Origin of the sequence: Microbispora siamensis, assembly GCF_016863095.1 — a bacterium.
GTDB lineage: Bacteria > Actinomycetota > Actinomycetes > Streptosporangiales > Streptosporangiaceae > Microbispora > Microbispora siamensis.
This window is the reverse complement of the sequence record NZ_BOOF01000044.1, coordinates 44,177-59,096: the sequence shown is the minus strand read 5'-3', so window position 1 is coordinate 59,096 and position 14,920 is coordinate 44,177. Positions and strand designations below refer to the sequence as shown.

The 14,920-nt window shown below is 69.0% G+C and carries 13 protein-coding genes; 9 read left to right on the top strand and 4 right to left on the bottom strand.

Annotation, left to right across the window (positions count from 1 at the left end):
• The first annotated feature begins 2 nt into the window (after positions 1-2).
• From Msi02_RS32770 to Msi02_RS32735, 8 genes are all read left to right on the top strand, one after another.
• Positions 3-1,178, top strand: a complete 1,176-nt coding sequence (locus Msi02_RS32770) for an ROK family transcriptional regulator (protein WP_204051760.1) — start codon at positions 3-5, stop codon at positions 1,176-1,178.
• The gene (locus Msi02_RS32765) at positions 1,178-1,978 is read left to right on the top strand and encodes an ABC transporter permease (RefSeq protein ID WP_204051759.1); all 801 of its coding nucleotides are present in this window, start codon (positions 1,178-1,180) and stop codon (positions 1,976-1,978) included. The genes Msi02_RS32770 and Msi02_RS32765 overlap by 1 nt, the downstream gene beginning before the upstream one ends.
• Entirely contained in the window at positions 1,975-2,772 is a 798-nt protein-coding gene (locus Msi02_RS32760) for an ABC transporter ATP-binding protein (RefSeq protein WP_204051758.1), read from the top strand. Before Msi02_RS32765 ends, Msi02_RS32760 begins: the two co-directional genes overlap by 4 nt.
• Complete coding sequence (locus Msi02_RS32755; protein WP_079315109.1) at positions 2,769-3,767, top strand: aliphatic sulfonate ABC transporter substrate-binding protein; 999 nt, start codon at positions 2,769-2,771, stop codon at positions 3,765-3,767. The genes Msi02_RS32760 and Msi02_RS32755 overlap by 4 nt, the downstream gene beginning before the upstream one ends.
• The gene (locus Msi02_RS32750) at positions 3,764-5,233 is read left to right on the top strand and encodes a sulfatase family protein (RefSeq protein ID WP_239108928.1); all 1,470 of its coding nucleotides are present in this window, start codon (positions 3,764-3,766) and stop codon (positions 5,231-5,233) included. The genes Msi02_RS32755 and Msi02_RS32750 overlap by 4 nt, the downstream gene beginning before the upstream one ends.
• Entirely contained in the window at positions 5,230-6,663 is a 1,434-nt protein-coding gene (locus Msi02_RS32745) for a sulfatase family protein (protein WP_204051757.1), read from the top strand. The genes Msi02_RS32750 and Msi02_RS32745 overlap by 4 nt, the downstream gene beginning before the upstream one ends.
• Positions 6,664-6,665: 2 nt before the next feature.
• Entirely contained in the window at positions 6,666-7,583 is a 918-nt protein-coding gene (locus Msi02_RS32740; RefSeq protein ID WP_079315108.1) for a formylglycine-generating enzyme family protein, read from the top strand.
• A gap of 145 nt (positions 7,584-7,728) precedes the next feature.
• Positions 7,729-7,947 (top strand): hypothetical protein, encoded by a 219-nt coding sequence (locus tag Msi02_RS32735; protein WP_079315107.1) that lies wholly within the window; start codon positions 7,729-7,731, stop codon positions 7,945-7,947.
• A gap of 48 nt (positions 7,948-7,995) precedes the next feature.
• Here Msi02_RS32735 and Msi02_RS32730 read toward each other — a convergent pair whose 3' ends face one another.
• Complete coding sequence (locus Msi02_RS32730; RefSeq protein WP_204051756.1) at positions 7,996-9,708, bottom strand: fibronectin type III domain-containing protein; 1,713 nt, start codon at positions 9,706-9,708, stop codon at positions 7,996-7,998.
• Between the two features lie 232 nt (positions 9,709-9,940).
• On the opposite strand from Msi02_RS32730, the gene Msi02_RS32725 reads away from it, so the two are divergent.
• On the top strand, positions 9,941-11,410 hold the full coding sequence (locus Msi02_RS32725) for an AAA family ATPase (RefSeq protein WP_204051755.1): 1,470 nt from the start codon (positions 9,941-9,943) through the stop codon (positions 11,408-11,410).
• 9 nt (positions 11,411-11,419) lie between these two features.
• Here Msi02_RS32725 and Msi02_RS32720 read toward each other — a convergent pair whose 3' ends face one another.
• Genes Msi02_RS32720 through Msi02_RS32710 form a run of 3 tightly spaced genes read right to left on the bottom strand, consistent with a single transcriptional unit; the run spans position 11,420 to position 14,615 of the window.
• The gene (locus tag Msi02_RS32720) at positions 11,420-12,325 is read right to left on the bottom strand and encodes a carbohydrate ABC transporter permease (protein ID WP_372974677.1); all 906 of its coding nucleotides are present in this window, start codon (positions 12,323-12,325) and stop codon (positions 11,420-11,422) included.
• A 2-nt stretch (positions 12,326-12,327) separates the two neighbouring features.
• Entirely contained in the window at positions 12,328-13,248 is a 921-nt protein-coding gene (locus Msi02_RS32715) for a carbohydrate ABC transporter permease (protein WP_079315104.1), read from the bottom strand.
• A 2-nt stretch (positions 13,249-13,250) separates the two neighbouring features.
• A complete protein-coding gene (locus tag Msi02_RS32710; protein ID WP_239108927.1) occupies positions 13,251-14,615 on the bottom strand; it encodes an extracellular solute-binding protein in 1,365 nt (454 codons plus the stop codon).
• Positions 14,616-14,920: the final 305 nt, after the last annotated feature.

Genomic DNA, 14,920 nt, shown 5'->3' with positions numbered 1-14,920 from the left:
GCGTGTCAACGACCCCCAACGGCGTGCATGCCCTCGTGCGCCGCTCCCATGAGGAGCGGGTGCTGCGCGTGCTCCGCCAGAACGGCGCGCAGAGCCGTAACGAGATCGCGGCCCGGGTCGGCCTGTCACGCACCACGGTCTCCGAGATCACCAGCGATCTCCTCGGCCGCGGCGCCATCCGCGTCGTCGACACCGACGCGGTGGAGCGCGTGGGCAGCGGCCGGCCGGCCGAGCGGCTCGCGCTCGACCCCGCCTCCGGGCAGTACATGGGCGTCGACTTCGGCCACCGCCGGGTGAACGTCCTGGTGGCCGATGCCGCGCACGACATCATCGCGTCCGGGACCGCCCGCTACGAGGAGTCGGCGCAGTGGCCCGAGCGTCTCGACGCCGGGCTCGCGCTGATCGACCGGCTGAGCGCGGAGACCGGCGTCCACTACGGCGCGCTCCAGGCGATCGGGATCGGCGTGCCGGGGTGGGGCGACCGCTCGCGGGCCGACGGCGTCGCCGAGGTGTTCGCCGAGCGTTTCCACGCCGCCGTGATCGTGGACAACAACGTGCGCTTCGCCGGGCTGGCCGAGGCGTTGCACGCCCAGTCGGACACCGTACGCAACCTCATCTACCTGCGCCTGTCCGTCGGGGTCGGCGGTGGGCTGGTGGTGGGCGGTCAGCTCGTGCGGGGTTCGAAGGGGTACGCGGGCGAGCTGGGGCACGTGACCGCCGTCCCCGGCGGCGCGCGGTGCCGCTGCGGCAAGCGCGGCTGCGTCGAGACCGTGGCGTCGGTTCCGGCGATCCTCGGAAGGTGCCGCGAGCTCGGCGTGCCCGCGGACACGCTGGAGGATCTCAAAGCTGCGGTGGAGATCGCCCACCCGGTCGTGGACCAGGTGCTCCGCGAGGCGGGCACGGCGGTCGGCCAGGTGCTCGGCACGGCGGCCATGACACTCAACCCGGACGAGATCGTGCTCGGCGGCGAGATCATCGAGATCGCTCCGGCCCTGCTGCGCCAGGTCGCGGACACGGTCACCTACGAGCTGTCGTGGCGTACCGACGCGGCGCCCGTGATCCGCCCCGCCCTGCTCTCGGACGACGGCGGCGCGCGCGGGGCGATCGCGGCCCTGTTCCACGAGTCCCCCCTGCTCGCCGGATACGAAGCGAACGTCACGACGGACGGAGGCCGATAGTGGCCGTGACCAGTGCGGGCGCCACGAGGGCCGACAACGCCCCCGCCCGGCCGCGCAAGAACAGGACCTTCCTGGTCCTCAACATCATCTCGATCGTGGCCGGAATCGCGATCTGGTGGGGGCTGTCCCTGGCCGGACTCCAGTTCCCCACTCCGGCCGAGGTCGTCTCGGCCGCCTGGAAGATGATCCAGGACGGCACGCTGGCCACCGACGTCGGCGCCTCGCTCGGGCGCGTGCTGGCCGGGTTCGCCCTCGGCTCGATCGCGGCGGTGATCGTCGGCTTCGTCATGGGGTGGTACACGGTGGCCCGCGGTCTGTTCGAGCCGTGGATCCAGTTCTTCCGCACCATCCCGCCGCTGGCGATGCTGCCCCTGGTGCTCGTCCTGATGGGCATCGGGGAGAGCCCGAAGATCTTCGTCATCTTCCTGGCGGCGTTCCTGTCCTGCGTCATCTCCACCTACCAGGGCGTGGTGAACGTGGACAGGACGCTCATCAACGCCGCGCGGGTGCTCGGCGCGGGCGACGGGACCATCTTCGGCCGCGTCGTGGTGCCGGCCTCGACGCCGTTCATCCTCGTGGGCATGCGGGTCGGGCTCGGCTCGGCCTGGGGCACGCTGGTGGCCGCCGAACTCCTGGCCGCGCAGGCCGGGCTCGGCCACCGGATGCAGAGCGCGCAGCTCTACTACGACCTGCCGACGATCTTCGTCGGCATCATCGCGATCGGGGTCCTCGGCCTGATCATGGACCGGCTGCTCATGATCGCCGGCAACAAGCTGACGGCCTGGCAGGAGAACCGATGAGCACTCCCGAGAGCACACCCAAGATCTCCGTACGCGACGTCCAGAAGGTCTTCCCGGTCGGGAAGGACCCGTTCGTCGCCCTCGGCGGCGTCTCGCTCGACATCGCCGACAACGAGTTCGTGACCGTGGTCGGCCCCTCCGGCTGCGGCAAGAGCACGCTGCTCAACATCCTCGCCGGGCTGGAGCAGCCCACCGGCGGCACCGCGCTGGTGGACGGCAAGCCGGTGACCGGCCCCGGCCCCGAGCGCGGCGTCATCTTCCAGCAGTACGCGCTGTTCCCGTGGCTGACCGTCCGCGAGAACGTCGAGTTCGGCATGCGCACCGCGAAGGTCCCCAAGGAGGAGCAGCGGGAGCGGGCCGAGCACTTCATCCGCCTGGTCGGCCTCGAGCAGTTCGCCGACGCGCTGCCCAAGACGCTGTCGGGCGGCATGAAGCAGCGCTGCGCGATCGCCCGCGCGTACGCGGTGAACCCGTCGATCCTGCTCATGGACGAGCCCTTCGGCGCCCTCGACGCGCTGACCCGGGTGCGGCTGCAGGAGCAGCTCCTGGACACCTGGAGCAAGGACCGCAGGACGGTCATGTTCATCACCCACGACGTCGACGAGGCGGTGTTCCTCGCCAACCGGGTGGTCGTCATGGCCGCCAGGCCGGGCCGCATCGCCGAGATCATCGACGTCGACCTCCCCTACCCGCGCGACGAGGACATGAGGCTGAGCCCCGAGTTCGGGGCCCTGCGCAATCGCGTCTGGCACGCGGTGTACCACCAGCGGCAGATCAAGGAGCCCGCGAAATGAAGAAGACACTCCTGGCCGCCGCGGCGGTCGTCGTGGCACTGTCGGCGGCGGCCTGCGGGTCGGACGACTCCGCCGGGCCGGGTGGCTCGGGCGGCGGCACGACCCACGTGAACTTCGGCTACATCGCCGACTTCAACGGCGCGAGCCTGCTCGCCGTGGCCGACAAGCAGGGCCTGTGGAAGAAGCACGGCCTCGACGCCAAGGTCAGCGTGTTCACCAACGGCCCGCTGCAGATCCAGGCGCTGGGCACCGGCGACCTCGACTTCGGCTACATCGGCCCCGGCGCCATGTGGCTGCCCGCCTCCGGCAAGGCCAAGGTCGTCGCGCTGAACACGCTCGGCAACGCCGACCGCGTCATCGCCCAGGCCGGCATCACATCCCTCGACCAGCTGAAGGGCAAGACGATCGGCGTGCCCGAGGGCACCTCCGGCGACATGATCCTCACGCTCGCGCTGAAGAAGGCCGGGCTGACCAAGGACGACGTGAAGATCGTCCCGATGGACGCTTCCACCATCGTGTCGGCGTTCACCTCCAAGCAGGTCGACGCGGCCGGCTTCTGGTATCCGGCCATCGCCACGATCAAGAAGACCGTCCCCGACCTGGTCGAGCTGGCCAAGAACGAGGACTTCTCCGACACCGTGTCGTTCCCGACCGCGTTCGTCGCCGGCAACGACGTCGTCGCCAAGGAGAAGGACAAGACCGAGAAGGTCATCGGCGTGCTGCGCGACGCCATCCAGTACCGCAGCGAGCACCTCGACGAGACCGTGGCCGCGACCGCCGAGATGCTCAAGCTGCCGGCCGACCAGGTCAAGGCCGACGCCGCCAACTCCAAGGTGCTGTCGCTGTCCGACCTGGACGGCTACACCAAGGACGGGACCATCGACAAGTGGCTGAGCGGGATGAACGACTACTTCGTGGGCGCGGGCAAGCTGACCTCGGCCGTGGACCCGAAGACGTACTACACCGGCGATCTGTTCACGGGCGCGGCCAAGTGAACGTTCTGTTCCTGATGACCGACCAGCACCGGGCCGACACCCTGGGCGCGTACGGCAACCGCCTCGCCGCCACCCCGGTGCTGGACGAGCTGGCCCGGACCGGGACACGGTTCGACCGCTGGTACACGCCCACCGCGATCTGCACCCCGGCGCGGGCGAGCCTGCTCACCGGGCAGGCGCCGTTCCGGCACAAGCTGCTCGCCAACCACGAGAGGAACGTCGGCTACATCGAGGACCTCCCCGACGACCAGTGGGCCTTCTCCACGGCCCTGCGGGACGCCGGGTACAACTGCGGGCTCATCGGCAAGTGGCACGTCGGGCACCACCGGAGGGCCGCCGACTTCGGGTTCGACGGGCCGGATCTGCCGGGCTGGCACAACCCCGTGGACCACCCCGACTACCTGGACTATCTCAAGGCCAACGACCTGCCGCCCTACGAGATCCACGACCGCGTCCGCGGGACGCTGCCGAACGGCGGGCCGGGTAACCTGCTCGCCGCGCGGCTGCGCCAGCCGGTCGAGGCGACGTTCGAGCACTACCTCGCCACCCGGGCGATCGAGATGCTGGAGCGGTACGCCGCCGAGCCGAAGCCGTTCTTCCTGCAGCTCAACTTCTTCGGCCCGCACCTGCCGTACATCGTGCCGGACGAGTACTTCGACATGTTCGATCCCGAGCTGGTCGAGCTGCCCAAGTCGATCGCCGAGACCTTCGCCGGCAAGCCGCCGGTGCAGGCCAACTACAGCGCGCACTGGACGTTCGACACCATGCCGCTTGAGGTGACGCGCAAGCTCATCGCGGTCTACTGGGGTTACGTCGCGCTGATCGACATGGAGATCGGCCGGGTCATGGACGCCATGCGGCGCCTCGGCCTGAACGACGACACGGCCGTGTTCTTCACCTGCGACCACGGCGAGTTCACCGGCGCCCACCGGCTGCACGACAAGGGCCCGGCGATGTACGAGGACATCTACCGCACGCCCGGCCTGCTGCGGATCCCCGGCCAGGAGCCCGGGGTGGTCCGCACGGAGTTCGTCAGCCTGCTGGACTGCACGGCGACCATCCTGGAGCTGGCCGGGATCGACCCAGCCCCCGCGGTCGACTCGCGCAGCCTCGTCCCGCTCGCCTCCACCCACGAGGTGCCGTGGGAGCAGGACATCGTCTGCGAGTTCCACGGGCACCACTTCCCGTACCCGCAGCGGATGATCAGGACAGACCGCTACAAGCTGGTCGTCAACCCCGACTCGACCAACGAGCTGTACGACCTGTTCACCGACCCGGACGAACTGCTCAACGTCTACGGCCACCCCGAGATGGCGGAGGTGCGCGGGCGGCTGATGCGGCGGCTCTACCAGGTGCTGCGCGACCGGGGCGACAACTTCTACCACTGGATGACCTCGATGTACGACGTCGGCGACGTGTCGTACGACCCGACGCTGAGCGGACTGGACGAGGCGACCTACCGGTGAGCAGGCGTCCGAACATCGTCATGATCCTGACCGACGACCACGCGTCGCACGCGGTCAGTGCGTACGGCTCGGTCGTGAACCGGACGCCGCGGATCGACGAGATCGCGGACCTCGGCGTCCGGTTCGACAACTGCTTCGCGACCAACGCGTTGTGCTCGCCGAGCCGGGCCAGCATCCTGACCGGCACGTACTCGCACGTGAACGGCGTCTCGACGCTGGTCACGCCGATCGACGCGGCGCAGCCGACGTTCGTGAGCCAGTTGAAGGCGGCCGGATATCGCACCGCGATCGTCGGCAAGTGGCACATGGGGGACGGCCCGGGGCACAACCCTCAGGGGTTCGACTACTGGGACGTGCTGATCGAGCAGGGGGAGTACTTCGACCCCTCGTTCCTCTCGGAGGAGGGCTTGAGGACCGTCCCCGGCTACGCCACCGACCTCATCACGGACATGGCGCTGAGCTGGGCCGACTCGCTCGACGGCGACGATCCCTACTGCCTGCTGATCTACCACAAGGCGCCGCACCGCCCGTGGGAGCCGGACGACAAGCACGCGGGGATGTACACCGACCCCATCCCGGTGCCCTCGACGTTCGACGACGACTACGCGACGCGCTCGTCGTCGGCCCGGCGGGCCGCCATGCGGATCGCCGAGCACCTCAACGCCGAGGACCTCAAGCAGGACCCGCCCGAGGGGCTGTCGTACGAGGAACTGGCGCTGTGGAAATACCAGCGCTACATGGAGGACTACCTGGCCGTCGTCGCGTCGGTGGACGACAACGTCGGCCGGGTGGTCGACTGGCTGCGCGAGCGCGGGGACTTCGACGACACGCTGCTGATGTACTGCTCCGACCAGGGCTTCTTCCTGGGCGACCACGGGTGGTTCGACAAGCGGTTCATGTACGAGGAGTCGCTGCGGATGCCGCTCGTGCTGAGCTATCCGCGGCGGATCCCGGCCGGCCAGGTGCACACCGGGATCGTCACGAACGTCGACTTCGCGCAGACGGTGCTGGACGCGGCCGGGGTTGCGCACCACCCCCGCATGCAGGGCCGCAGCTTCCTCGCCGACCTGACCGGCGAGCCGGGCCCGCCTCCCGCGGAGGGCATGTACTACCGCTACTGGGAGCACGACGACGTCTTCCACAAGGCGCCGGCCCACTACGGCTACCGGACGTCCCGCTACAAGATCATTTACTTCTACAACGACGGCATGGGCATCCCCGGCACGGGCGCGTTCACCTACCCCGGGGAGTGGGAGCTGTACGACCTGGAGGCCGACCCGGAGGAGTTGCGCAACGTCTACGACGACCCGGCCTATCGTGAGGTCCGCGAGGAGATGAAGGTCCGCATGTGGCACGCCCAGGCGGCCCTCGGCGACGAGCCGCACCCGAGCCAGCCGGTGCCCCAATCGCTGGAAAACACGGGGGTCTGACCATGTCGGGGAGCTGCTGCACGCCCGCCACGCCGGGACAGCCCCTTGAGCCGGTCCGCTTCACGGCGGAGGGCCGGCACGGGATCGAGCAGGTGCGCCTGCCCGGCGGGGAGTTCCGGATGGGCGACGCCACCGGCGACGGCAACCCGGGCGACGGCGAGACGCCCGTCCACGCCGTCACGGTGGCGCCGTTCTCGATCGACGCCACGACTGTGACGGTCGCCGACTTCGCCGCCTTCGCCGACGCGACCGGCTACCGCACCGAGGCGGAGGAGTACGGCTTCTCCGCCGTATTCCACCTGGCGATGCGCGCCCACCCCGACGACGTGATGGGGCCGGTGCCCGGCACCCCCTGGTGGGTGGGCGTGCGCGGCGCCGACTGGCGTCACCCCGCCGGGCGGCTGTCGGAGGCCGAGCCCGACCACCCGGTGGTCCACGTGAGCTGGAACGACGCGATGGCGTACTGCTCGTGGGCGGGCCGGCGGCTGCCCACAGAGGCCGAGTGGGAGTACGCCTCCCGGGGCGGCTTGGACGGCGCCCGCTATCCCTGGGGAGACGACCTGCCTCAGGACGAGTGGCGGGTGAACATCTGGCAGGGCGTGTTCCCCACAGAGAACACCCTGGACGACGGTCATCTCACGACCGCCCCGGTCCGTACGTTCGCACCCAACGCGTACGGGTTGTGGCAGACGGTGGGGAACGTCTGGGAGTGGTGCGCGGACTGGTACGCGCCCGACTACTACGTCTACTCGCCCTCGGACAACCCGCGCGGTCCGCTGCGCGGCGGGGCCCGGGTGCTGCGCGGCGGCTCGTTCCTGTGCCACGACTCCTACTGCAACCGCTACCGCAACTCGGCGCGGTCGTCGAACACCCCCGACTCCTCCATGGCCAACGCCGGGTTCCGCACCGTGGCCCTGTGATCAGGGGTTCGTGAATCTTTCAGCCGCGCCCCGGCGGCCGGGCAGGTGGGGGCCGTGTCCTCCGGCGCTCCCTGGCCGCTCGTGATCAGCGATGCGATAGTGCGGGTGCCGCTCGCCCTGTGGGCGTCTATCCCGGGAGGATCGCATGCGTACGGTACGGGCTCTACTCGTCTCCGCCGCCCTGGCCGCCGGCCTGGTGTCCGTCACCACGGCGCCGGCACACGCGGAAAGCATCCGGTACGCCTACTACTACCAGTCGGACTGCTACAACGGCGGCAACCTCGGCATCCAGTGGGGGTGGTGGACCTCCTTCCGCTGCGAGTGGGGAACCGGCGGGGGCAACTTCTGGTTCCTCTACGCCTGACGCTTCGACTGGACGCCCCGCACCCCCGAGTGCGGGGCGTCCAGTGGTTCAGGGGAGGGTGGCGAGGAACGGCTTGACGGTCCTGGAGAAGCTCCAGTTGTTCGAGGCGTCCCAGTTGATCGACCAGGTCATCGCGCCCCGGATGTCGGGGTAGGCCTGCGAGGGGACGAACGACCCGCAGTTGGTGCGCCGCGCCAGGCAGTTCAGGGCGTTGGTGACCGTGCCGGGGGAGACGACGCCGCCGCCGGCCGCGCCGGGACCGGCGGGCAGGCCGAGCGCGACCTGGTCGGGGCGCAGGCCGTTCTGCAGCTGGATGCAGGCCAGCGCGGTCATGAAGTCCACCGTCCCCTGGCTGTAGACCTTCTGGTCGCAGCCGAGCATCGCGCCGGAGTTGTAGTACTGCATGTTGACGACGGTGAGGATGTCCTTGATGTTCAGCGCGAGCTTGAAATACTCCATGCCGGTCGACTGCATGTCGATGGTCTGCGGGGCCATCATGATGATCAGCCCGGAGCCCGCCTTCGCCCGCAGCTCGCGCAGCGCCTGGGCCATGTAAGTGGCGTTGAGGCCGTTCTCCAGGTCGATGTCGACGCCGTCGAACCCGTAGGTCTGCATGATCGAGTAGACCGAGTTCGCGAACGCCGTGGCCGCCCCGGAACTCGCCACCTGTACGTGGCCCGCCTCGCCGCCGACGCTGAGGATGACCTTCTGGCCGCGCTGCCTGAGCGCCTGCACGTCGGCCTTGAACTGGGCCTCGGTGTATCCGCCGAGAGCGGTGGACAGGCCGGAGTCGAGGGCGAACGTCACCTGGCCCGGCGTGCTGGTCGCCTCTCCGAACGCGATCGCGACCACGTCGTAGTCCTGCGGCACCTGCGAAAGCTTGAGCTCGACGGCGGGGTTGACGAAGTTGTGCCAGTAGCCGGTGAGGATGTGCTTGGGCAGCGCCCCGCCCGAGGAGCAGCCGGTGGTCGTGCCGGTGACGGCCGCGCTCGCCGCCGACTCGCCCGCGGAGTTGTACGCCCTGATGGTGTAGGTGTGGGTGGTGCAGGCGCCGAGCGAGCCGATGGTCGCGGTGGTGCCGGTGACCTGGGCGCGCTGGGTCGTGCCCTCGTAGACGCGGTAGCCGGTCACGGTGCCGCTGGAGGCGGTCCACGACAGCGAGATCGACGTGTCGGTGCTGCCGGTCACCGTGGGGGCGCCGGGCTGCCCCGGCGTACCCGTACCGGTGGCGGTCGTGGCCGAGACGGCGGCGCTCGCCGCCGACACGTTGCCCGCCGCGTCCCGCGCCCTGACCGTGTAGCCGTACGTCGTGCCCGAGGCCAGGCCGCCGTCGGTGTACGTCGTCCCCGTCACGGTGGTGACGAGCTGCGAGCCGCGGTAGACCTGGTAGCCGGTCACGCCGACGTCGTCGGTGGAGGCGTTCCACGCGAGCGACACGCTGCTCGACGTGGTGCCCGTCACCCGCAGGCCGGCCGGGACGGACGGGGCCGTCGTGTCGCCGCCCCCGCTCCCGAGCGCCTTCCACAGCGCCGGGACGTTCGGCGGCTCCCACCCCGTCAGCGACGTGTGCGCCTGGATGCACTCGTAGTCGACGCCGTTGTACGTCACCCGCGTCCCGGTGGCGTAATAGGTGTTGGGCGCCCAGGCGGCGTACGCGAGCATCGCACTGGACGCCGCCGACGCCGGGGCGGGGCCCGCCCCGACTCCTGCGAGGCAGAGACCCAACGCGAGCAACAGCGCGCTGAGCAGCCGTTTCTTCATCAATGCCGTCCTTCCGGGGGTGCCGATCGGCGTCCGCGAGGAGGCGTCGGGTGACACGACGGCCGGTCGCGTGGCCTTCCCTTCCTTAGGAAAGTTTCCTAATAGTTTTGGCGCGAGCGTAGCCCCGGAAAGACGGCCGTACAAGACCCAAAAGGGGCAGGGCGGGAAGGAATGATAGCTCTGCCTATGATAGTTACAGCTATCATTAGCGTTCCCGTGTAAGGAGCAGCCGTTGCTGGAGAAGCCGGAACGCCTGTTCGGCCGGGACACCGAGTGGGAGAACCTCGCCGACTTCGTCGCGTCCCCCATGTCCGGGGCGACGCTCGGGTTGGTCTACGGCCGCCGCCGTCAGGGTAAGACCCTCATGCTCGAACTGCTTGCCCAGCAGACCGGCGGGTTCCTGTTCGGCGCGACGCAGCAGACCGAGGCGCAGAACCTCGCCGACCTCGGGGCGGCCTATGCCGCTCATCGTGGCCTGCGACAGCCCGTCGCCTTCCGCACGTGGCGTGAAGCCATCGACGAGCTGCTCCGGCTCGGGGAGGACCGGGCCACCCCCCTGATCATCGATGAGTTTCCCTATCTCGTCTCGGTGACGCCCGCGCTGCCCTCCTACCTTCAGCAGGCGCTCAGCCCGTTGAGCTACGCGAAGCAACACACCCGGACCCGGATGATCCTGTGCGGCAGCGCGTTGACGACCATGGCGCAGTTGCTCTCCGGGGGTGCGCCCCTGCGTGGCCGTGCCGCCATGGAGCTGGTGGTCCGCCCCTTCAGGTTCCGGGAGGCCGCGGCGTTCTGGGGGGTGGATCACGATCCGGAGCTGGCGTTCCGGCTGCACGCCCTGCTCGGTGGAACCCCTGCCTACCTGGAGATGAGTGGGGGATCCGGGCCCGCCGGAATCGCCGAGTTCGACCGCTGGGTTCAGCGGCGCCTGCTGAACCCGGCCTCCGCGATGTTCCGCGAAGGCGGCCTGCTGCTTCGGGAGGAGCCCTCAATCGCCGATCCGACCTCGTACTCGGCCACGTTGAGCGCGATCAGCGCCGGCAACCATCGGCGCTCGGAGATAGCGGCGGCGCTGGGGCGGCCCAGCAGCGCCCTCGCCCACCTGCTGACGGGCCTTGAGGACATCGGGCTGATCGAACACATCGACGACGCCCTGCGGGGCAAGCGCAGCGTCTACCGAATCGCCGAGCCCGTCGTGCGCCTGCACCGGCTCGTCATCCAACGCCACGAGCCCGAACTGGTGGCCGGGCGGGCCGAGCGTGTCTGGAAGGCCAACGCGGACACCGTCGCCTCGCAGATTTACGGCGCGCATTTCGAGGACCTCGCGCGGCAGTGGTGCTTCGAGCACGCCTCACCGGACACCCTCGGCGGGGTCGCGAGCGCGGTGCGTCCGACGGAACTTCCGTGCCGGGAGCACCGCCGGGGACATGAGCTCGACGTCGTCGTCACGGAGTCCGCCTCGTTCGCCGCCGACCGGATCACCGCGATCGGCGAGGCCAAGAGCACCGAAGCCCCTGTCGACGTCCCTCAGTTGGAACGCCTGGAACACCTGCGCGGACTACTGCCCAGTGGCAAGGTCACCGCCCTGCCCAAGCTGCTCCTGTTCGCCCGCTCGGGGTTCTCGGCCGCGCTGGTCCGCCTCGCCGACAGACGGCCCGACGTGGAACTCGTCGACCTGGGCCGTCTGTACGGCGGGGCGTGAAACCTCGGCCTACTTGCCGAAACCGGCGGTCAGGCCGCTGAGCAGCTGACGACGGCCGACCGTGTAGAGGATCAGCATCGGCAGGATGGTCAGCACGACGGAGGCCAGCACGGCGGGCACGTTCACACCGTACGGCCCGCCCTGGAACGCCGCCAGCGCCAGCGGCAGCGTGCGCTTGTCGGGGCTCTGGGTGAGGATCAGCGGCAGCAGGAACCCGTTCCAGACCTGCAGCGCGTTGTAGATCGACACCGTCACCACGGCCGGCCGGGTGAGCGGGAAGGCCAGGCCCCACAGGGTCTTCCACTCGGTCGCGCCGTCCATCCGCATCGACTCGAACAGTTCCTTGGGCACGTCCCTGATGAAGTTGGCCAGCACCAGCACCGACAGCGGGATCGCGAAGGCGACCGACGGCAGGATCAGCGCCGTCAGCGAGTCGTAGAGGTGCAGCTTGATGATCAGCAGGTAGACCGGGATGACCGTCGCCTGCAGCGGGATGGCCAGACCCATGAGGAACAGCGAGTTCACCCCGCGGAGGAAGCGGCTGGCGCCGGCGCTCCGGACGATCGCGTACGCCGCCATGAACGCGAACAGGACCGAAGGGATGACCGTGCCGATGGCGACGAGGAGGCTGTTGAGGAAGTACAGCGGGAAGTCCAGGTCGAGCACGAGCCGGTAGTTGTCGAGGGTCGGATCGCTGGGCGGCACCAGCGGGTTGGTGATGTAGTAGTTGGACTGCGTCTTGAAGCTGGTGATCACGATCCAGTAGATCGGAATGATCACTACGGCCAGCCACAGCCAGCCCATCAGCCCGGCAAGCCAGTTGGGGCGCTGGGAGGTCGTCTTCGGCCGGCGGCGTCCGTGCGCCCCCGGCGCCGCGGTGCGCTGGGCCGCCCTCGAGGTGTGGGTCGCGGTCACGGTCAGGCCCCTTCCAGCTGGCTGGCGTTGGGGTTGCGGCCGCCCAGCCGGCGCAGCAGCAGCGCCAGAGCGAGGCCCACGAGAACGAGGATGACACCGATCACACAGGCCTGTCCCATGAGGTTGGCCTGGATGCCGCGCTTGTACATGTCCAGGGCGAGCGCGCGGGTGGCGTCGCCGGGACCGCCCTCGGTCAGCACGAAGATCAGGTCGAAGAACGTCAGGGAGCCGACGACCATCAGCGTGGAGGACGTGATGGCGGTGTACTTGAGCTGGGGCAGGGTGATGTTGAAGAACATGCGGACCCGTCCCGCGCCGTCCAGCTCCGCGGCCTCGTAGAGCGAACGCGGGATCTGCCGCACGCCGCCCTGGTAGAGCAGCGCGTGGAACGGGATGAACTGCCAGGACACGATGAAGATCACGACGCCCATGGCGAGGCTGGGCGTGCCGAGCCAGTCCTGGTTGAGCAGGTCGATGTGCAGCCCCGCGCCGAGTCCGAAGTTCGGGTCGAGCAGCGCCTTGAAGGTGATCGCGATGGCCGCCGAGCTGAGCAGCAGCGGGATGAAGTACAGCACCGCGAGCAGTTCGCGGTAGCGCTGACGGCCCGCCAGGAACACCCCGATCAGAATGCTGGCCGGTGTCTGGACCGCCCAGGAGAGCGCCGTGATCAGGAACGTCACCCACAGCGCGTGCGGCAGGCCGGGGTCGGAGAGCACCGCCCGCCAGCTCTCGAGCCCGGTCAGCTTGATCTCGCCCAGCGTGTCCCAGGACGTGAAGCTGAGCAGCAGGACCCCGATCAGCGGAATCAGCGCGAAGGCCGCGAAGGCCAGCAGGGCCGGCAGGGCGAGCCACGGCAGGACGGCGCCGCCGCGCGCCTTGTGCGCGGCGGCGGACGACGTCCTTCGAGCAGAGATAGCGGACATGCTTACTTACCGATGACCGCGTTCATGTTCGTCGCGAACTGCTGCGGCGAGATCGACAGCTGGAACAGCTTGGCGATGTTGTCCAGCAGCACCTCGGCCGCGGTCGGGCTGAGCGCCTGGTCCCAGCTCTGCGCGAACACCTTGGCGTTGCTGGCGACGCCGTAGATGAAGTTCAGGAACTCGGCGTCCTTGGACCCGGCGAACAGCTTGTCGGAGCCCTTGACGATCGGCACACCGCCGGTGCCGACCCAGTCCTTCTGCTCCTGGTCGTCGAGGACTCCGGTGGCGAAGAACTTCTTGGCGATCTCCTTCTGCTCGGGCGTCGCCTTCGATGAGATCGACAGGTACTGGCCGGGGTTGCCGACGGTGTCGCTCGGGTCGCCCTTGCCGCCGTCGACAGGCGGGAAGTTCATCCAGCCGAGGCCGCCGCTGGGGACGATGTCTCCGCCCTGCGCCTGCTGGATGCCGTACGACCAGCTGCCGTGCAGCATCATCGCGGCCTTGCCGGTGTACAGCAGCGCCTGGTCGGCGTTGGAGTCGGCGGTGATGGAGGAGAAGCCCTTGATGAACGCGTTGGCCTTGATGAGCTCCTGCATCTTGGTCAGGGCCTCGATGGAGGCGGGGTTGTTCCAGGCGTCCTTCTCGCCGTCGAAGACGGCCTGGAACACCTCGGGACCGCCGATGCGGTCGAAGAGGAACTCCAGCCACATCATGTTCGTCCAGCGCGACTGGCCGGCCAGGGAGAACGGCGCGATCCCCGCCGCGTTGAACTTCTTCACCAGGTCGAGGATGTCGCCGTACGACTGCGGCGGCTGCGCCCCGACCTTCTCGAAGACCTTCTTGTTGTAGAACAGGACGATCGGCTGCACCGTCTCGCACGGCATCGCGTAGATCTTGCCGTCGATCGTCGCCGCGCCGAAGGAGGAGGGGAACAGCCGGTCCTTCACGGCGGAGTTCTGCTCGAACCACGAGGTGAGGTCCTCGACCTGACCGGCCTGCACGTAGCTGCGCAGACCGCCGCCGCCCCAGCCCCAGATGATGGTGGGCGCCTGGTTGGCCCCGATCGCGGTCTTGATCTTCGTCTTATACGCGTCGTTCTGGATGGTCGTCAGTTCGATCTGGCCGTTGGGGTTGGCCTTGTTGAACCGCTGGACGGCCGCGGTGCGGGGGGCCTCTCCGGGCGGGCCCTGAAGGAACCAGTAGGTGGCCTTGGCCCCTCCGCCGCCGCTGCCGCCCGTGGCGCCGCCGCCGGCACCTCCGCCGGAAGGGGCGGGGCCGGACGTGCCGCAGGCCGCCAACGCGGCACCGAGGGGGAGGCCCATGGAGAGGGTGAGGAAGGTGCGGCGGGATGATGTCCTGGACTCCACGCTGATCTCCGTACGTCGAACGCCGAGGCTGGCCGCGGCTCGTTGAAAAATTCTCGGACGCGGCGGGGGCGACGTGGATCGGCACCCCAGTGCCACTGTCCACTCCTTCTTGAAGTCAGCTCGTTCGAAACATTTCGACACAAGCCGCGTGGCACGCCAATCTAGATTTGCGATACCTGACTGTCAAGAGCGCTCTCACGACCTCTCCAGCTCAACGTGAGGCATGTGTAAAGTACCGACGAACAGGCGTCTCACCTGGTGATCATGGTTGGTCGAAAGAAAGCCGACAGAACCGCCCGCGACGC

Bases quoted from the DNA above. Each gene is read 5' to 3' on its own strand.
- Msi02_RS32715 (WP_079315104.1), bottom strand. From the start codon at position 13,248: ATGTCCGCTATCTCTGCTCGAAGGACGTCGTCCGCCGCCGCGCACAAG.
- Msi02_RS32740 (WP_079315108.1), top strand. From the start codon at position 6,666: ATGTCGGGGAGCTGCTGCACGCCCGCCACGCCGGGACAGCCCCTTGAG.
- Msi02_RS32735 (WP_079315107.1), top strand. From the start codon at position 7,729: ATGCGTACGGTACGGGCTCTACTCGTCTCCGCCGCCCTGGCCGCCGGC.
- Msi02_RS32730 (WP_204051756.1), bottom strand. From the start codon at position 9,708: ATGAAGAAACGGCTGCTCAGCGCGCTGTTGCTCGCGTTGGGTCTCTGC.
- Msi02_RS32755 (WP_079315109.1), top strand. From the start codon at position 2,769: ATGAAGAAGACACTCCTGGCCGCCGCGGCGGTCGTCGTGGCACTGTCG.
- Msi02_RS32760 (WP_204051758.1), top strand. From the start codon at position 1,975: ATGAGCACTCCCGAGAGCACACCCAAGATCTCCGTACGCGACGTCCAG.